Source organism: Cupriavidus sp. 30B13, assembly GCF_049059565.2.
Taxonomy (GTDB): domain Bacteria; phylum Pseudomonadota; class Gammaproteobacteria; order Burkholderiales; family Burkholderiaceae; genus Cupriavidus.
Genome location: NZ_CP188224.1, coordinates 1,352,779 through 1,370,856 on the forward strand (window position 1 = coordinate 1,352,779; position 18,078 = coordinate 1,370,856).

14 protein-coding genes are annotated in these 18,078 nt (G+C 70.3%); 8 read left to right on the forward strand and 6 right to left on the reverse strand.

Features of this window, described 5'->3' with window-relative positions; translation table 11 throughout:
- Positions 1 to 3: 3 nt before the first annotated feature.
- On the reverse strand, positions 4 to 2,049 hold the full coding sequence (gene pgaA, locus ACKI2N_RS25175) for a poly-beta-1,6 N-acetyl-D-glucosamine export porin PgaA (RefSeq protein ID WP_420991517.1): 2,046 nt from the start codon (positions 2,047 to 2,049) through the stop codon (positions 4 to 6).
- A 1,034-nt stretch (positions 2,050 to 3,083) separates the two neighbouring features.
- On the opposite strand from pgaA, the gene ACKI2N_RS25180 reads away from it, so the two are divergent.
- Positions 3,084 to 3,275, forward strand: a complete 192-nt coding sequence (locus tag ACKI2N_RS25180) for a YegP family protein (RefSeq protein WP_420991518.1) — start codon at positions 3,084 to 3,086, stop codon at positions 3,273 to 3,275.
- Between the two features lie 16 nt (positions 3,276 to 3,291).
- Here the strand turns inward: ACKI2N_RS25180 and ACKI2N_RS25185 are convergent, their stop codons facing one another.
- From ACKI2N_RS25185 to ACKI2N_RS25195, 3 genes are all read right to left on the reverse strand, one after another.
- Positions 3,292 to 4,161, reverse strand: a complete 870-nt coding sequence (locus tag ACKI2N_RS25185) for a transcriptional regulator (RefSeq protein WP_420991519.1) — start codon at positions 4,159 to 4,161, stop codon at positions 3,292 to 3,294.
- Positions 4,162 to 4,282: 121 nt separating this feature from the next.
- Positions 4,283 to 5,509: an SGNH/GDSL hydrolase family protein gene (locus ACKI2N_RS25190; RefSeq protein WP_420991521.1), complete on the reverse strand. Its 1,227-nt coding sequence runs from the start codon at positions 5,507 to 5,509 to the stop codon at positions 4,283 to 4,285.
- Positions 5,510 to 5,816: 307 nt separating this feature from the next.
- Positions 5,817 to 6,710, reverse strand: a complete 894-nt coding sequence (locus ACKI2N_RS25195; protein ID WP_420991522.1) for a LysR substrate-binding domain-containing protein — start codon at positions 6,708 to 6,710, stop codon at positions 5,817 to 5,819.
- A 104-nt stretch (positions 6,711 to 6,814) separates the two neighbouring features.
- Between ACKI2N_RS25195 and purB the strand changes: the two genes are divergently transcribed.
- The 4 genes from purB (at position 6,815) to ACKI2N_RS25215 (ending at position 11,649) form a co-directional block, all read left to right on the forward strand.
- Positions 6,815 to 8,179 (forward strand): adenylosuccinate lyase, encoded by a 1,365-nt coding sequence (purB, locus tag ACKI2N_RS25200; RefSeq protein ID WP_420991523.1) that lies wholly within the window; start codon positions 6,815 to 6,817, stop codon positions 8,177 to 8,179.
- A gap of 62 nt (positions 8,180 to 8,241) precedes the next feature.
- Positions 8,242 to 9,231, forward strand: a complete 990-nt coding sequence (locus tag ACKI2N_RS25205) for a Bug family tripartite tricarboxylate transporter substrate binding protein (protein WP_420991524.1) — start codon at positions 8,242 to 8,244, stop codon at positions 9,229 to 9,231.
- Between the two features lie 68 nt (positions 9,232 to 9,299).
- Positions 9,300 to 10,409, forward strand: coding sequence for a mandelate racemase/muconate lactonizing enzyme family protein (locus ACKI2N_RS25210; protein ID WP_420991525.1), 1,110 nt, complete (start codon positions 9,300 to 9,302; stop codon positions 10,407 to 10,409).
- 226 nt (positions 10,410 to 10,635) lie between these two features.
- Positions 10,636 to 11,649, forward strand: a complete 1,014-nt coding sequence (locus tag ACKI2N_RS25215) for an alpha/beta fold hydrolase (protein WP_420991526.1) — start codon at positions 10,636 to 10,638, stop codon at positions 11,647 to 11,649.
- Positions 11,650 to 11,766: 117 nt separating this feature from the next.
- Here ACKI2N_RS25215 and ACKI2N_RS25220 read toward each other — a convergent pair whose 3' ends face one another.
- Positions 11,767 to 13,569, reverse strand: coding sequence for an IlvD/Edd family dehydratase (locus ACKI2N_RS25220; RefSeq protein ID WP_420991527.1), 1,803 nt, complete (start codon positions 13,567 to 13,569; stop codon positions 11,767 to 11,769).
- A 195-nt stretch (positions 13,570 to 13,764) separates the two neighbouring features.
- Positions 13,765 to 14,454 carry a GntR family transcriptional regulator gene (locus tag ACKI2N_RS25225; RefSeq protein WP_420991529.1) on the reverse strand — a complete coding sequence of 230 codons (690 nt, stop codon included), beginning with the start codon at positions 14,452 to 14,454 and terminating at the stop codon, positions 13,765 to 13,767.
- A gap of 316 nt (positions 14,455 to 14,770) precedes the next feature.
- Between ACKI2N_RS25225 and ACKI2N_RS25230 the strand changes: the two genes are divergently transcribed.
- From ACKI2N_RS25230 to ACKI2N_RS25240, 3 genes are all read left to right on the forward strand, one after another.
- The gene (locus ACKI2N_RS25230) at positions 14,771 to 16,216 is read left to right on the forward strand and encodes an NAD-dependent succinate-semialdehyde dehydrogenase (RefSeq protein WP_420991530.1); all 1,446 of its coding nucleotides are present in this window, start codon (positions 14,771 to 14,773) and stop codon (positions 16,214 to 16,216) included.
- 125 nt (positions 16,217 to 16,341) lie between these two features.
- Positions 16,342 to 17,295 carry a Bug family tripartite tricarboxylate transporter substrate binding protein gene (locus ACKI2N_RS25235; RefSeq protein ID WP_420991531.1) on the forward strand — a complete coding sequence of 318 codons (954 nt, stop codon included), beginning with the start codon at positions 16,342 to 16,344 and terminating at the stop codon, positions 17,293 to 17,295.
- Between the two features lies 1 nt (position 17,296).
- Positions 17,297 to 18,076 (forward strand): HpcH/HpaI aldolase family protein, encoded by a 780-nt coding sequence (locus tag ACKI2N_RS25240; RefSeq protein WP_420991532.1) that lies wholly within the window; start codon positions 17,297 to 17,299, stop codon positions 18,074 to 18,076.
- The last annotated feature ends 2 nt before the right edge of the window (positions 18,077 to 18,078 follow it).

The following is an 18,078-nucleotide window of genomic DNA, read 5'->3' on the forward strand; positions in this document are numbered from 1 at the left end:
GACCTATAGCGGGACGTTGAGGTTGAGGTAGATCAGCTTGGAGGTCTCGCGGGTGCCGTCGTAGCGCTTGCTGCCCACGCCGATGCCGTAGGCCAGCGACGCCTTGCGCCCGAGCTGCCAGTACTGCTCGAGGCGGACCTCCCACAGCATGCTGGTGCCGAAGTCGTTCTGCCGGTAGCCGCCGACCGTGGCGTAGACGCGCTGGCTGAACGATTTCTCGGCGTAGCGCCACGGCGTCCACTGGTACATGGAGCGCACCTGCGCGGTGTAGTCGCGGCGCGGGTTGAAGTAGGCGGTGTCGGCCAGCGTGTTGCTGCTGGTGCCGACGTCGAGCCAGATCGAGACCTGGTGGCGCGGCTGGTTCATCAGCCGCTGGTACCAGGTGCCTTCCCAGAGCTGGTGCAGGTTGGTGTCGCTGTAGCGCCCCACGCCGTACATCACGTTGAGGTAGCGCGTGTCGTCCTGCATGTAGCGCGCCGAGGCGGTGGCGCTGCGGCCGGTGACGCCGGCCTGGTAGGCCTTCCACGGCAGCGTGTTGTCGTCGGAGTCCACGCCCGCGCCGAAGCGCCAGTGGTCGTTGGGCTGGAATGCCACGGTGCCGGTGCCGCCGGTCCTGCCGTTGCCGCCGGCGGACTGGTGCACTTCCGCGGCGGCTTCCCAGCCGTCGCGCCGGAAGTCGCCGCCGATGCCGTTGCGCACGCGGCTCACGCTCTGGCCGTCGCCGGTATTGGCGCGCCCGGAGAACTGGTGGGCGAACACGCGCCAGTAGCTGCCCAGCGGCTGCGAGTAGAGCTGCGTGTCGATGCCCCAGGCGGTGTCGGCGAGCACCGAGTTGCCGTGCTCGCCGGTGGCGTTGACGATGAGCTGCGGGCTGTCGTAGGCGCGGTACTCGCGCTGGAAGTTCTTGACGGCGTTGTTGTCGGGGAAGTTGCCGTCGAAGGCGGCCGCGACCGCCCGGGCCTTGTCGTACTGGTAGATCTGCAGCGCGCTCTTGCCGAGCCCGGCCAGGCTTTCGATGTCGCCGGGGTGGTCGGCCTGCGCCTGCTCGTAGAGCGCCAGCGAGCCGTAGGGGCGCTCCAGCACCAGCGCGCCGTCGGCGCGCGCGCTCAGCAGGGTGGGATCGAACGGGGCGTCCTTGCGCAGCGCTTCCAGCGCGGCCACGCCTTCGCTGACGCGGTTGGTGTAGAGCAGGTATTGCGCCTGCAGCTTCTGCACGCGGCCGTACTCCGGATTGACCTTGTCGGCGTCCTCGGAGAGCGTGTCGTGCTGCGGCGTCTTGCCCGCCATGGTGGCGATCAGCGCGCGCGCGGCTTCGTAGTGGCCCTGGTCGAGGTAGGCGAAGAACAGGCTTTCCTCCACGTCCGGCAGCGACAGGGCATAGGGCTCGGTGGTGTCCTTGAGCGGATCGACCTGGCTTTGCAGCGCCTGCTCGTAGGCGCGCGCGGCGAGGTCGGGCTTGTCGAGGTAGCTGTAGGCGTCGCCGGCGGCGGCGTAGGCCGGGGCCGGCAGCGGTTCCGGCGCCTGCGCGAGCTGCACGTACAGCGCGGTGGCGGCCTTCATGCGCCCGCGCACGGCCAGCGCGACCAGGCGGTCGGTCATGGCGGCGCGGCGCACCGCGTCGTACTCCGCGTCGGCGGGGATGCGGGCCAGCAGCGCGTCGGCCGCCGCCAGCGCGCGGTCGGCCGGCTCCAGCCGGTCCGGGTCGTTGGAGGCGCTGGCCTGCTGGCGCGCCCAGCGCAGTTGCTGGGCCAGGCGCAGGTGCTCGAGCAACAGCAGGTCGCGCGTGCCGAAGACATCCGGGCGCGCGGCGGCCTGCTCCAGCGCCAGGGCCGGCGAGCCGCCTTCGGCGAGGTCGAACAGGCGTTGCCTGAGCCGGTCATGCTCGCCGGCCATGGCGGGCTGCGCCACGCCGGGCGCGGGCGGCCGCGCCGGCGCCGGCTGGCTGGCCGCGGCGGTGGCGCAATGCTCGCGAGCGAACAGCGCCAGCAAGACGGCGGTCGTCTTGAGCGTGGTTCGCAAGCGCTTGCGGCTGTGCTGCGATGAGTTCACGTTGATTCCCCCGGAGTGCGCTGCGACTACAGAAAAAGCGTCCCCGTCGGTGCCCGGCATATGTTTGCCGGCGCCGCTGCGGTGAAGCGAGGGGACGGTGCTGGCGCGGCGGCGCGCGATCCGCGCTGCCGGGCCATGACTGCTGCATCGACCAGATGCGAAGGCGCTGCCGGCTCGTCGCCGGCCACGCCCGTGTTTCCCATCCAAGGCGGGCGCGTGTTGCGCGCCATGCATCGCGGCGCCGCGGGCACTTGCCTGCCACTTGTTGCTTGCCTGCCGTGATCGCTTGCCGCCTGAAACCCGGATGTCACGTTGCTGGCACACGCGAAGCAGTATTTGGCGATGCGGCACGGCTGCGACAGCGGCTAAAAGCACTAGGCTCTCGGATGGCCGGAAAGATGGAGACATCCACGCGCCGCCGGCCCCGGTGGCCTTGTTCCCGGGGGCCGGGCGGCGCTTGCGGCGGGCCGGCTCAACGGCTGCGCGATGGCGCGCGGGCGCGGCGCGAGGGCGCGGCGGGCAGTGGCACCGGCAGCGGCACGGGCATGCGCGGCGGCACGGGCATTGTCTGCAACCGCGCGGCGCGGCCGGCATCGCGCGGGCTGGGCGAAAAGGATGGCCGGGCCGGGCGCGCGGCTGGTTTTTCGCCGGCGTTGCGCAGGCATTTCAGGATGGCCGGCCATCCCAACGGCCGGGGTGCGCGGCGCTCGTTCTGTTTCAAAAGAGTGGCGATATGGCGTCCAACGCTTAATATGGATACATGGTGTCCGGCTGCCATGCGGGGAGAATGGAAAATACCCCACCAAGCTACTAAGTTGTTTTTAGGTAAATAATGGAGAAATAGCGGGGCAATAAGGCCGCTCAAAGGTCGCGGAGAGTTCGCTGAAAAGGGGGCCGGCAAGGGCAGGGGAATATGCACTAAGCCGGTGATTTCATAAATGGCAATCCATTTATTTCCGGCGCGCCTCAATGAGGCATGCCGCGCGCCGGCAGGCGCACGGCAAGCGGCGTCTTGTCATGAACGGGAGGGGATCATGTACTTCGTCCTCTACAGGGACGATCACGGCTTCTGGCGCTGGACATACCGGGCGCCGAGCCATGAGGTGATCTGCGCGAGCGCGACGAGCTACACCACCAAGCGGGTGGCCCTGCACAGCATCTACCTGGTGCGCGCGGGCGCGCCCGCCGCCAGGGTCTACGACGAGGGGCCGCAGCCCCTGCTGTAGGCGCTGCCGCCGGCGGTCACGTGCAGCGGTGGCCGCCGGCGTCCTTGGGCGGGGTCCACTGCGGCGCGCGCGCGTCCAGCGCGCCGCCCAGCGCGGCATCCAGCGGATCGCCGCGGGCGGCGCCGAAGTCGGCCGGCGCCAGGCTGGCGGCCAGCAGCTTGCCGAAGGCGTTCAGCAGCACGTCCGAATTCAGGCCGTTGGCGCCCGCCAGCGCGGGGCAGATGATCCAGGTGGTGCCGTTGCCGCGCAGCACGCGCAGGGACATGACCTGGTCGGCCGGCTGCAGCCGCCACTCCTCGGCCACCGCCTTGCCGAGCCCGAACGCGCGGATGAAATCCTGCGCATGGCGCTGGCCGAAGCAGACCACCACCTTGGGCTGCCAGCAGGCGCATATCCGGGCCAGGAAGCGGAAGCGGCCGCCGAGGCGGCACAGGTCCAGGTAGCGCTCCTTGGGCAGCAGGGCGGGCTGGCCGCGGAACATCGCCGACCACCTGGTGACGCCGTCGAGCTGGTCCGGCACGGGGAACAGGTTGAGCTTGAACTCGGCCCCGTCGGGGCTGAACAGCTCCTGCTCGAAGTACGGCTTCCAGTCGGTGTCGCTCAGGCGCCGGCCCAGCACCTCGGCCCGCGCGGCGGCCATGATGCGCGCGATGCGCTGGTAGCTCAGCCACCTGGCCATGTTGTCGCGGTGCGCGGCGCGGAAGGCCGCGTCCCAGGCGTGCGGCACCGGGCGCGGCAGCAGGGGGGCGGACAGGGGCTCGGTCCAGCGCTGCGGGCTGCTGTCGCAGAACCAGACGGCAGCCCCGGGGTTGCCGCCTTCCATCCCCACGTAGGAGGAAAAGTAGGCGTCTAGTTCCTGGCTCGTGAACACGGTCGAGTTTTTCATGCGTTCCCTCGGAGAGCCTGGGTACAGGCATTTGCGGGTCTACGGCATTCGCGGACCGCCGGCCGTGCCGGCCCGGCGTCCTTTGTGAAAGGAGCCCACCGATGGTGGGCTCCTGGCAAGGTTACGGCGTGGCCAAAGAGGGAAATGCCGTGGGTCCGGGGTCGGGCAGCAGCGACCGCAGGCCAAGCTGGTCCGCCAGGTAAGGGCCGATCAGCCGGTTGCCCGCGTCGCTGGGGTGGTAGTCGTCCGCCATGTAGCCGCTGGCCGTGGCCAGTGGGAACGATCCGAGCAGGCTGCGCAGATCGACGTATGCCGCGCCGGTCCGGGTGGCGACGCTTTGCTTGCGGGGCGCGAAGGCGGCCAGCGCGGAGGTGTACCAGTCGCGGGTCTCGTTGGCCTGCACGATCAGGATGCGGGTGGCCGGGCTGGCCGCCACGATGTCCTGGACGATGGCGAGCAGGTCGGACTCGTGCTGCTGCGGGGTGCGGGCGTCGCGGTCGTTCAGGCCGCCGTTGAGCAGGTAGGCGGCCGGCTTGAGCGCGGCGAACCATTGCCGGCGCATGTCGCTGTCCTGCGCCGCCACCGAGGCCAGCCACTCGCCGCGCCGGCCCAGGTTGCTGAGCTGGATGCCGGCGCTGCCCAGCGAGAACAGGGTCCCGAAGACCGTCACCTTGCCGGTGATCTGGCTGCAGCCCACGCCTGTGCCGCCGCCGCCGGCGGCCGGCTGGTAGGCCAGGTCGATCCACGCCAGCGTGTTGGCGGCGGCATCGGTCTGCACGGCCTGGCTGGCGGCGTCGGCGGCGGTGGCCTGGCATTGCATCGAGCCGCCGCCCGGCTGCCTGAGATAGAACAGCCGCGCGCTCGACCACAGGCTGGGCGGCGTCAGCGAGAAGGCGGCGCTGCCGGTGCCCGCGGCGACCGCGAGGCCGCGCCCGTCGAGCGAGAGCCGTCCCATGGCGTCGCGGATGCGAAAGCGCTGCAGGTCGGCGGTCCTGACCGTGGCGGAGTCGCCGAAGCCGATGTAGCCCGGGCCGCCGTCGCCGAGGCCGCCGCGGGTCGCGTCGAGGAAGTAGGTGCGCCACGTGCTGCCGTGCGAGCCTTCGGTCAGGCCGTCGATGCCGGCCAGCACCAGCGTGTGCGCCTGGGCGTCGGAGCCGCCAGGGGTCGGCGTGGCGGGCGGGTTGGCGGGGTTGGCGGGGTTGTCGGCGACGGGCGCCGGTGTCGGAGCTGGCGTGGGCGAGGCGATTGTGTCGGCCGGGCCGGCCGGGCCGTCGCCGCCCCCGCCGCATCCCCCCAGCGCGGTCGCTGCCGTGAAAACAGCTAAAGCCAAAAGCACTTTGAATTGCATCTGCGTCTCCCCCCTGGTTCAACTGCGTCGAATTGCGGCGGGCCTTTTTAAATGCAAGGCTGATACTGTTGGAGATTGAATAATCCGGTCTGCAAAAAACTGTATTTCAAACAGACTCTAGTTTTATAGTATTCGTGTAGAAAGCACATGCACCTAAAATCCCCCCGCACGAGTGGTATTTCAACGGCGCCGCCCGCGCGCGGCCCGCAGGCCGGGCGCGGCGGCGGCCGGCGGGCAAGCGCGGGGGATTCGGGAGCGCGCCAGGGCGGCGCGGCGGGAGCTGCGGGCGATGGCGGCCGCGGGAGCTTCAGCGCGGCCCGCCCGCGGCGATCATGTCGATGAAGTCCTGCATGTAGCCGCGCACGTACTGGTCCGCGCGCAGGCTGACCGAGGCCATCGACGGCGGGAACAGGTCGCCGGTGTCGATCACGGCGAGGTCGGTGTCGCGCCGCGGCTCCACCGCCATCTGCTGCACCACCGCCACGCCGAGGCCGGCGGCCACGTAGGCCTTGATCACGTTGGCATCGGTGGCGCGCACCACCACGCGCGGCGACAGGCCCCGGCGCTGGAATTCGCGCGTGACCATCCATCCCGAGTTGAAGTGCTCGTCATAGGTCACGAGCGGATAGCGCGCGATGTCCTCCACGCTCACGCGCGCGAGCTTGAGCAGCGGATGGCGGCGCGGCACGATCAGGCAGCGCGGGATGGGGTAGGCCGGCTGCGCGACGATGCCTTCCGGCGTGCTGTCCGGCAGCGTGGAGATGCCCAGGTCCACGGCGTTGTCGCTGACCCACTGCAGGATCTGCGCGGGGTGTCCCTGCAGCAGTTCCAGGCCGACCGCGGGATAGGCCTTGCTGAAGCGGCGGATCACGTCCGGCAGCCCGTAGCGCGCATGGATGTGGGTGGTGCCCACGCGCAGCGTGCCGCTGCCGCCGCCCTGGCCCGCGCCGGCCAGCCCCGCCAGCGCGCGCGTGTCGTTGAGCACGCGGCGCGACAGCGCCTGCGCTTCCTGGCCGGCGTCGGTCAGGCTCACCAGCCGGTTGCCCCGGCGCACGAACAGCTCCACGCCGATCTCGTTTTCCAGCGAGCGGATCAGCTTGCTGACCGCCGGCTGGGTGGTGTGCAGCGCATCGGCGGCGCGCGAGATGCTGAGCTGGCTGGCGATGACCGCCTGCAGGCAGCGCAATTGCTGGAGGGTCATATCATGCCATTCCGGTAATGATTGTCTACGAACATGTCATTTTACAGAAAGAAGCCGGAAGCCCAGAATGGCCTCACCGATCGAGGAGACAAAGGCTTCCCGCTATGACAAGCAGCGTGTTCGACCAGCCGCTCCAGCAGCACATGTGGAGTACCGATGAAATGCGCGCGGTGTTCTCGGAAGAGAACCGCGTGCAGAAGTGGTTCGACTTCGAAGCCGCGCTGGCGGCCGCGCAGGCGGAGCTCGGCATCATTCCCGCGGCGGCCGCCGCCGAGATCGCCGCCAAGGCGCGCGTGGCGGACATCGACCTGCCCGCGCTGGCCGCCGAGACGCGCCGCGTGAAGCACCCGCTGGTGCCGGCGGTGCGCGCGCTGCAGCGGCAGTGCGCGGGCGGCCTGGGCGAGTTCGTGCATTTCGGCCCGACCTCGCAGGACGTCTACGACACCGGCCTGATGCTCCAGGTGCGGCAGGCCCACGCCATCCTGATGCGCGACCTCGCGGCGGTGGCGCGCGAGCTGTACCGGCTGGCCGACGAGCACAAGCACACGCCGATGGCCGGGCGCACGCACGGCGTGCAGGCCTTGCCGATCACCTTCGGCCACAAGTGCGCGATCTGGCTGTCGGAGCTCGGCCGCCACCACGAGCGCATGCGCGCGCTGGAGCAGCGCACCTTCGTCGGCCAGATGGTGGGCGCGGTCGGCACGCAGGCTTCGTTCGGGGAGCAGGCCGGGGAACTGGAAACGCGCGTGATGGCGCGCCTCGGGCTGGGCGTGGCGCCGATCAGCTGGCAGCCCGCGCGCGACCGCCTGGGCGAGTACGTGAGCGTCCTCGGCCTGGCCGGCGCCACGCTGGGCAAGATCGCCAACGAGATCATGAACCTCGAGGGCGACGAGACCGGCGAGCTGGCCGAGCCGTTCAGCGAGGGCAAGGTGGGCTCCTCCACCATGCCGCACAAGCGCAACCCGGCCGTGGTGGAAACCGTGGTCACGCTCAGCCGCGCCATCCGCTACAGCGTGGCGATGATGCACGACGCCCAGATGGCCGAGCACGAGCGCGACGTGGCCGCGGTGCGCATGGAGTGGAAGGCGGTGCCGGAGGCCTGCATGATGGCCGCGGCGATGCTGCAGATGATGCAGTACGCGCTGTCCGGCCTCACCGTGAATGCGGCGCGCATGCGCGCCAACCTCGACCTGCTGGGCGGCTTCCTGATGTCCGAGCGCGTGATGTTCGCGCTGGCCGACAAGGTCGGCAAGCAGAGCGCGCACGAACTGGTCTACGCCGCCGCCATGCGGGGCATGGAGGGCGGCATGACCTTCGAGCAGGCACTGTCCGGCGACCCGGCCATCCGCGCCGCGCTCGAGCCGGCCGCGCTGAAGGCGCTGCTCGACCCGGCTACCTATGTCGGCCTGGCGCCGCGCATCGTCGAGCGCTTCCTGGCCGAGACCCGGGCCAGCGGCTGGCTGGACTGACGGCGCCCGCGCGCCAGGGCCACGCACAACAAACACACGACAAACAGACAGGAGACAAAACCATGAACCGGATTGGCAGGATACTGGAACGCATGGCCGCGCTGGCGCTGCTGTGCATGGGCGCCGCGCTGGCGGCCCCCGCGCAGGCCGACACCTACCCGAACCGCCCCGTGCGGCTGGTGGTGCCTTATCCGGTGGGCGGGGGCGGCGATACCGTGGCGCGCCCGCTGACGCTGTACATGTCGGAGCACATGGGCCAGCGCATCATCGTCGACAACCGCGGCGGCGCCAACGGCAATATCGGCATGGACCTGGTGGCCAAGTCCGATCCGGACGGCTACACGCTGGCGCTCGCGCTGACCTCGCAGCTCGCGGTCAACCAGAGCCTGTACCGCCACCTGCCGTATGACCCGGTCAAGGACTTCGAGCCGGTCTCGCTGCTGGCCTCGGCGCCTTACTTCCTGGTCGTGCATCCGTCCGTGCCGGCCAGGACGCTGGCCGAATTCATCAAGCTGGTCAAGGCGAACCCGGGCAAGTACACCTATGGCTCGTCCGGCAACGGCAGCGGACCGCACCTGTCGATGGAGCTGCTCAAGTCGATGGCCGGGCTCGATCTCGTGCACGTGCCGTTCAAGGGCACGGGGCCGGCCATGCCGGCCTTGCTGGCCGGGCAGGTCAGCGCCATGTTCGCCAGCTACGGCGTGGCCTCGCAGCAGATCAAGGCCGGCAAGCTGCGCGTGCTGGCCGTGTCCACCGCGCAGCGCGCGGCCTCCATGCCCGACGTGCCCACCATCGCCGAGGCCGGCGTGCCCGGCTACGAGTCCAACGTGTGGTACGCGCTGCTGGCGCCGCGCGGCACGCCGCGGCCCATCGTCGACAAGCTCAGCGCGGAGGTTGCCGAGCTGATCAAGAGCTCGGACCTGCGCAAGCGCTTCATGTTCGACGGCATCGTGCCGGTGGGCTCGACGCCCGAGGCGCTGGGCGCGTACATCCAGTCCGAGAGCGTCAAGTGGTCCGCCATCGTCAAGCGCTCGGGCGCGACGATCGACTGAGCCTTGCCACGCGCCCGCTCCCTGAAAAGACCAACGAAGACATATCCAGGACCACAGGAATTCCAACGATGAAGATCGAACGCGTAGAGGCGATTGCCGTCCGCATCCCGCTCAACAAGGTGTTCTCCGGCAGCTCGTACAAGGTCGACAGCCGCGCCACGGTGATCACCCGCATCCATACCAGCTCGGGGCTGGTCAGCGAGGTCTACAACGGCGACCCGCGCGAGCACGGCCCCGAGATCGCCCGCATGATCGAGCAGGACATGGCGCCGCTGCTGGTCGGCGAATCGGTGCATGCGTGCGAGCGCATCTGGGAAAAGCTGTTCCGCCTGACCATCCGCGCGGCCGACCGGCCGCTGGTGATGAACGCCATCGCCTGCGTCGACTCGGCGGTGTGGGACCTGGCCGGCAAGGCGCTCGGCATCAATGTGTGCCGGCTGATGGGCGGCTACCGCCAGGAGCTGCCCATCATCGCCATCGCCGGCTACTACCTGCCCGGCAAGACGCCGGCCGACCTTGCCGGCGAGATGGCGTGGCTGCGCTCGGTGGGCATGGCCGGCTGCAAGGTCAAGGTGGGCGGGGCGACGCCCGAGGAGGACGCCGAGCGCGTGAAGTACGCGCGCGAAGGCGGCGGCGACGACTTCCTGCTGGCGGTGGACGCCAACCGCGGCTGGAGCGTGGAGGAGGCAACGCGCTTTGCCCGCCTCGTCGAGCGCTACGACATCGCCTGGTTCGAGGAGCCGTGCCACTGGCACGACGACGTGCGCGGCATGGCCGAGGTGCGGCGCGCCACCTCGATTCCCATCAACGCTGGCCAGAGCGAGGTCAGCGCGGCGGGCGTGCGCCGCCTGCTCGACGCCGGCGCGGTGGACATCGTCAACTTCGATGCTTCCGAGGGCGGCGGCATCACCGAATGGCGCCGCGCGGCGGCCGCCTGCGCGCTGGCCGGCGTGCGCATGGCGCACCACGAGGAGCCGCAGATCGCCTCGCACATGCTGGGCGCGCTGCCGCACGGCATCTGCGTGGAGTGCTTCCCCGACCCGGACCGCGATCCCATCTTCCCGGGCATGTGGGCCAACCCGCCGCGCATCAAGGACGGCATCATGGCGATCCCGCAAGGCCCGGGCTTCGGCATCGAGCTGGACTGGGACATGGTCAAGCGGTACCGCATCAACTGAACGACCGGGCGGCCGGCGGGCGATGCCATGCTGTGGGACAATCGCCGCGTGATGCACAAATCCACCACGCGGGAGCTGCCCGCCGCCATGCGCCACGCCATCTGTCGCATCACCGTGACGGGCAGGCGGCCGCGCCGGCAGTTCCCATGTCCATGAATCTCCCATGTCCATGAGCGAGTCCGCCAGCCAGACGCCATTCCTGACGCCATCCCCGACGCCATCCCCGATGCCATCCGTTGCCAGCGCGGCGGGTATTGCCACGTTCGACGGCCTGCCGCTGGACGGCGGCGGCACGCTGTCGCCGGTGCGCCTGGCGTGGTCGCGCTACGGGCCGGAGCCCGCCCACGCGCGTTCGGTGGTGGTGCTGCTGCACGGCATTTCAGGCAGCCATCAGGCGCTTGCGCCCGCCAGCGGACCGGCGCATCCCGATGCCGGCTGGGCCAGCGCCTGGCTGGGTCCGGACGCGCTGCTCGACACGCGGCAGACCTGCGTGCTGGTGCCCAACGCACTGGGCTCCTGCTTCGGCAGCAGCGGCCCGGCCGATTCTCCCGCCACGTCTGCCACGTCTGCCGCGGATTTCCCGCCGGTTTCCATCGCGGACACGGTCCGCCTGCAGGGGCTGTGGCTGCGCTCGCTCGGCGTGGCGCGCGTGGATGCCGTGCTCGGCTTTTCCTATGGCGGATACCAGGCGTTCCAGTGGGCGGTGGCCGGACCCGTGCCGGCGGCGCGGGTGGTGGTGCTGGCCTCGGCGCCGCGCGGCAACGGCACCGCGCAGGATGTGGCCCAGCTGCGCCAGCTCGCCGCCGCGCTCGACGCGGGCGTGCCAGCCGCGCGCGAAGCCTGGGTCGCCATGCGGCGCGCGACCTTGCAGCGCTACGGTTACGCCGCGTGGCTTGCCGACCGCCAGCCGCACGACATGACCGCCGTGGAAGCCCGCCTGCAGGGCGAGGCCGAAGCCTGGGCCGCGCGCTTCTCGCCGTGGTCGCTGGCGGCCCTGCGCGATGCCGCCCGCCGCTTCGACGCGAGCGCGGCGCTGGCGGCCGCGCCCATGCCGGTCCACTGGCTGCGCTGTACGTCCGACGTATTGTTTCCCCCCGGCGCCGATGCCGCGGCAGCGGCGGCCGGCGCGCACTATCCGGCTTCCATCGTGCGCACCACCGTGCATGGGCGCTACGGACATCTGTCGCCGTTGCTGGAAGCGGAGGTCTGGCAAGAGCCGCTGCGTCTGGCATTGCGGTAGCGCCGGCCCGGCGGGCAAGCGCTGCCGCGCACGGCGCGGCGCGTGGGTTCCGTCGTCGCGCCCGGCATGACTGGCCGCGCCTCGGGCGCGGCCTCGTTCATTCGTGCGTGGCCCGGGTCATTGCCGGTCCGGCGCATCCGCCGCAGTCGCCCCATCGGCCGCCTGGCCCGGCACGCGGCCGACCATCTCGGTGGCGCGCAGGAACTCGAAATCGCAGCCCTTGTCGGCCTGCGTGATCTGCTCGAGGAACAGCTTGCGGTAGCCGCGCAGAGGGGCGGCGGGCGCGGCCGGCGCCGTTTGCCCGAGGGTGTCGCGGCGGCGCGCGAGTTCTTCGTCCGAGACCAGCAACTCGATGCTGCGGGCCGACACGCTCAGGCGGATGCGGTCGCCGTTGCGCACCAGCGCGAGCGGCCCGCCGAGCGCCGCCTCGGGCGTGACGTGCAGCACGATGGTGCCCGCCGCGGTGCCGCTCATGCGACCGTCGGAGATGCGCACCATGTCCTTGACGCCGGCGCTGGCCAGCTTCTTGGGGATCGGCAGATAGCCGGCCTCGGGCATGCCGGGCGCGCCCGCCGGGCCGATGTGCTTGAGCACCAGGATGTCGCTGGCATGCACGTCGAGCCCGGGGTCGTCGATGCGGCTGGCCAGGTCCGCCGAATCCTCGAACACCACGGCGCGGCCCTCATGCTCCATCAGCTCGGGGTTGGCGGCGGACTGCTTGATGATGGCGCCGCCGGGCGCGAGGTTGCCGCGCAGGAAGGCGATGCCGCCGGCCGGGTAGATCGGGTCGGCGATGGGCCGCACCACCGTCTGCGGAAACGGCCGGAACGCGTCGATCTCCTCGCCGAGCGTGCGGCCGGTGACCGTCAGCGCGTCGAGATGCAGCAGCGGGCGCAGCTCGCGCAGCACCGCGGGCATGCCGCCGGCGAAATGCAGGTCCTCCATGTAATGCTGGCCGGACGGCTTGAGGTCGACCAGCACCGGCGTCTCGCGGCTCATGCGGTCGAACGCGTCGAGGTCCACCTCGAACCCCAGGCGGCCGGCGATGGCGGTCAGGTGGATGATGCCGTTGGTCGAGCCGCCGATGGCGAGCAGCACGCGCAGCGCGTTCTCGAACGCCTTGGCGGTGAGGATGCGGTCCGGCGTGAGCCCCGCGCGCGCGATCTCGACGGCCTGCTTGCCGCTCAGCTCGGCGATGCGGATGCGGTCGGCCGTGACGGCCGGCGGCGAGGCGCCGCCCGGCAGGACGATGCCGAGCGCCTCGCCCAGGCAGGCCATGGTGCTGGCCGTGCCCATCACCGAGCAGGTGCCGACGCTGGCCACCAGCTTGCCGTTGACCTCGGCGATTTCCTGCTCGTCGATTTCCTGGGCGCGGAAGCGCCCCCAGTAGCGGCGGCAGTCGGTGCATGCGCCCACGCGTTCGCCGCGATGCCCGCCGGTCAGCATCGAGCCCGTGATGAGCTGCACCATGGGGATGTTGGCCGAGGCCGCGCCCATCAGTTGCGCCGGCACGGTCTTGTCGCAGCCGCCGATCAGCACGACCGCGTCCATCGGCTGCGCGCGGATCATTTCCTCGGTGTCCATCGACATGAGGTTGCGCAGGTACATGCTGGTGGGCGCGGAAAAGCTCTCGGCGATGGAGATGGTGGGGAAGTCGATCGCCAGCCCGCCGGCCATCATCACGCCGCGCTTGACCGCCTCGATCAGTTGCGGCGCGTTGCCGTGGCACGGGTTGTAGCCGCTGCCGGTGTTGACCACGCCGACGATGGTGCGGTCGAGCGCCTCGTCGGTGTAGCCCGCGCCCTTGATGAAGGCCTTGCGCAGGAACAGGGAGAAGCCGGTGTCACCGTAGTTGGTGAGGCCCTTGCGAAGGCCGCGCGGCAGGACGACGGCGGTGCCGTCCTTGGGAGTCTGGGGCATGGTGAACGCTCTCCGGATAATTATCAATAATACTATTGACGGATTCTGGCACGAACCTCGGGGCTTGTCGAGAGGAGATCGTGCGGCGGAGAGAGCGGCGGGGCCGGTGCCGCCCGGGCGCGCGGCACACGTCGCGCCCGGGCGCCGGCTGGCGCCCGCGCACGGCGCGGCGGCGGGCAAGGTGGCGCCGGCGCCTCAGGCGCTGGCGAACAGGTGCCGGTTCAGCGCGAGGTAGGCGTCGCGCGACGGCGCGAGGTGGTTGCGGCACAGCGTGACGAGATCGTCGCGGCGGCCTTCGCGCAGCGCTTCGATGATGGCCCAGTGCTCGTCCCTGGCGCGCGTGCGGTAGGCGGGATCGACCAGCGAGCTGAAGCGGATCGGGTGCGTCTGGCGCGCGTATTCCTGGATGGCGCGCTGCAGCGTGGCGTTTTCGCAGAAGCCGAACAGCGTCTCGTGGAAGCGCTGGTTGGTGCGGAACACCGCCCGCGGGTCGTTGGCCGCGACGGCGGCGTCGTGCTCGCGCTGGATCTCGACGAGATGCCGCAAGTCCGCCTCGGGCAAAGGGCAGGGCAGGATGCGCGCGGCCTCGCTCTCGAGCAGCTCGCGCAACTGGTACAGCTCGGCCACTTCGCGCGCGCTGAAGGCGCGCACCTCGCAGCCGATGTTCTTGCGGCGCTCGACCAGCCCGAGGCGCGCCAGCTCCGAGAGCGTCTCGCGCGCGGCATGCCGCTTGAGGTCGAAGCGGCGCATCAGGTCGTCTTCGATCAGCCGTTCGCGCGGATGCAGCCTGCCGAGCACGATGTCCTCTTCCAGTTCGCACACGGCGGCGGGAACGTCATAGGGTTTGCTGGCGGATTCGATATGGCGGTTTTGCGCAACGGACATGAGTGGATCGTAAGTAAGACGGGACAGGGCGCGGCGTTGCCAGTCGGGCAAGGCCAGGCAAGGGTGCGGCGCCCGGCGCCGCGGCCGCATCGCACGCCTTCCCGCAGGGCGTGGATCGCGGCAATTCTACATGCGCCCCGGGCAGAGGTTACGCGGGGCCGCCGCGCGTGGTCAATGCGGCGGCGGTCCTGGCCGGCGCGGGCGCTGCTTGCCTCCATATTAATATCAATACGATTATTGACAATCTGTTTCGCGCGTCTCAGAATCGCGGCCAGGACGCTGCGTCCTCGCTCCACCCGATCCACTGAGAGGCATCATGTACAAGACACCCACACATTTCATCGACGGAGCCGAGGTTTTTGCCGCGGCGCCCTTTGCCCCCGCCATTCCGGTCATCGATCCGGCCACCGAGACGGTGCTCGGGACCGTGGCCGGCGCCGGCGAGGCGGAAGTCAGCGCCGCGCTGCGGGCCGCGCAGCGCGGCCTGGCGCGCTGGAGCAAGACGGCGCCGTGGGCGCGCTCCGAGGTGCTGCGGGAGATCGCCCGCCTGATGCGCGAGCGCCAGGAGGAAATGGCCCGCGTGCTGTCCCTGGAGATCGGCAAGACGCTGGCCGAGGCGCGTGCCGAGGTGGCGGTCTCCGCCGAGCATTTCGAGTGGTGCGCCGACGAGGCCCGGCGCCTGTACGGCATGGTGCTGGCCGGGCGCACGCCGGCCAGCCGGCTGGAGGTACGCTACGAGCCGGTGGGTGTCGTGCTGGCGCTGACGGCGTGGAACTTCCCGGTCAACCTGGCCGCGCGCAAGCTCGCCATGGCGCTGGGCGCGGGCTGCTCGGTCATCGTCCGGCCGGCGGAAGAGGCGCCCGGCAGCGTGGCCGCGCTGGTGCGGTGCTGCCATGACGCGGGCCTGCCCGCCGGGGCGGTCAACATGCTGATCGGCACGCCGGACGACGTCGTCGCGCCGCTCATGGCCGCGCCCGCGGTGCGCAAGATCAGTTTCACCGGCTCGACCCGCGTCGGGCAGCTGCTGATCCGCCAGAGCGCGGATACCGTCAAGCGCCTGACGATGGAGCTGGGCGGGCACGCTCCCTTCATCGTGCTGGAGGACGCCGATGTCGCCGTGGCGGCCGCCGCCGCGGTGCAGGGCAAGTTCCGCAACGCGGGCCAGGTATGCGTGTCGCCGAGCCGCTTCTTCGTCGCGCGCCCGGTGCTGGCGGCGTTCGAGGCCGCGGTGGTGGCGGCCACGCGCCGCCTGCGGGTGGGCAACGGCCAGCAGGAGAACGTCGACATGGGCCCGCTTGCCACCGGGCGGCAGCGCGCGCGCGCCGAGCGGCTGGTGGAAGATGCGCTGTCCAAGGGCGCGCGGCTGCTGTGCGGCGGGCGGCGGCCGCCCGAGCTGCTGCGCGGCTATTTCTATGAGCCCACCGTGCTGGCCGATGTGCCCGACGACGCCGAGATCCTCCACGAAGAGCCGTTCGCGCCCGTGATGGCGATCGTCCCGGTCGCCGGCGCCGACGAGGCCGTGGCGCGCGCGAACGCGCTCGAAGCCGGGCTGGCGGCCTATCTCTACACGCGCTCCGGAGAGGCCGCGGAGCGCGTGTCGGATGCGCTCGAGTCCGGCATGGTGGGCGTGAACACCACGGCGGTGGCCACGCCCGAGGCGCCGTTCGGCGGCATCAAGCAAAGCGGCTTCGGCCGCGAGGGCGGCGAAATCGGCGTGCGGGAATACCTCAACACCAAGTTCGTCCACCGGCACGCCGCCTAGGGCGACGTGCAGGACGCATAAGGTGCGTCCGTCTCGGCCCCTGAATTATCGATTAGATTATTGACAATCTGAGGGGCCGCACCTAGACTTTCCCTGCTGACTTATAAAACCATACGGAGACATTCATGAAGCGTTTATTGGCCTGCATTGCCATGTTGTGGGCTACCGTGGCAGCGGCCCAGTATCCCGACAAGCCGATCAAGCTGGTCGTGCCCTTCGCGCCCGGCGGCAACATCGACTTCATCGCCCGCACCCTGCAATCGAAGATGTCCGAATACCTGGGCGTGTCGGTGGTGATCGACAACCGGCCCGGCGCGGGCGGCATCCTCGGCGCATCCTACGCCGCGCGGCAGCCGGCCGACGGCTATACGCTGCTGCTTGCCAATACCGGCGTCATCGTCATCTACCCGGCCATTTACAAGCAGCTTTCCTATGATCCCCTGAAGGACTTCGTGCCGGTGGCCCGCGCCACCACCAACGAGCTGGTCGCCGTGGTCAATCCCAGCGTGCCCGCCCATGACCTGAAGGAGTTCATTGCCTACAGCAAATCCAGCGGCGGCAAGATCAGCGCGGCCGTGGCCGGCGTCGGCTCGTCGCAGCATTTCGCCATGGAGATGGTCAAGCGCAGCGCCGGCGTCGACATGCTGATGGTGCCTTACAAGGCCAGCGTGCCCGCGCTCAACGACGTGCTGGGCGGGCAGGTCCAGTTCATGGTCGACGCGCCGCCCGTGGTGCAGTCGTTCGTCCAGAGCGGCCGCCTGCGCGCGCTTGCCGTCACCGGAAGCAAGCGGCTGGCCACGCTGCCGAACGTGCCGACCTTCACCGAAGCCGGCCTGCCGGGCATCGACGCCACCGGCTTCCAGGGCTTCCTCGCGCCGGCGGGCACGCCCGACGCGATCGTCAACACGGTGTCGCGCGCGGTGCTCAAGGCGCTGCAGCAACCGGAGGTGATCCAGCAACTGCGCGGGCAGGGACTGGAACCCGCGGGCATGGACGCCAAGGCGTTCCGGGCCTTCGTGCACACCGAAGCGCCCAAGTGGGCAAATCTCGCCAAAGCCGCCAACATCAAGGCCGACTGACATGAAAACACCTGACACCCTGCGTCCGAACCGCTTCAAGGAAGGCTTGCGCGAGGGGCGCAAGCAGCCCGGCCTGTGGCTCACGCTCGAAAGCCCCCATGCCACCGAGGTGCTGGCCGGCTCCGGCTACGACTGGCTGCTGCTCGACATGGAGCACACCTGCGTCGACGTCTCCCAGGTCATCGACCATCTGCGCGCCGCGCAGGGCGGCACGGCCGAACTGGTGGTCCGCATCCCGTCCAACGAGCCGGTCGTGTTCAAGCGCCTGCTCGATGCCGGCATCCGTTCGTTCATGGTGCCCTTCGTGCAGTCGGCCGAGGAGGCGCAGCAGGCCGTGGCCGCCACGCGCTATCCGCCGCACGGCATCCGCGGCGTGAGCGGCAACATGCGCGCCAACGGCTTCTCGCGCATCAAGGACTACAGCGAGCGCTATGCCGAGGCGCAATGCATCGTGGTGCAGATCGAGTCGCCGGTGGCCGCCGCGGCCGTGCGCGAGATCGGCGCGGTCGACGGCGTGGACGGGCTGTTCGTCGGGCCCAACGACCTGGCCGCCAACATGGGGTTGTACGGCCAGCCGGGCGCGCCCGAGGTGAAGGCGGCGATCGCGCGCATCCTGGCCGACATCCGCGCGGCCGGCAAGGCGCCGGGCATCCTGAACTTCAACCCCGCGCAGGCGCGCGAGCTGCTGGCGATGGGCTACGACTTCATCGCCGTGGGCTCCGACCTGTCGATCCTGGCGCGGCGCAGCGAAGCCCTGCTCGCAGAAATCACCGCCGCCTGAGA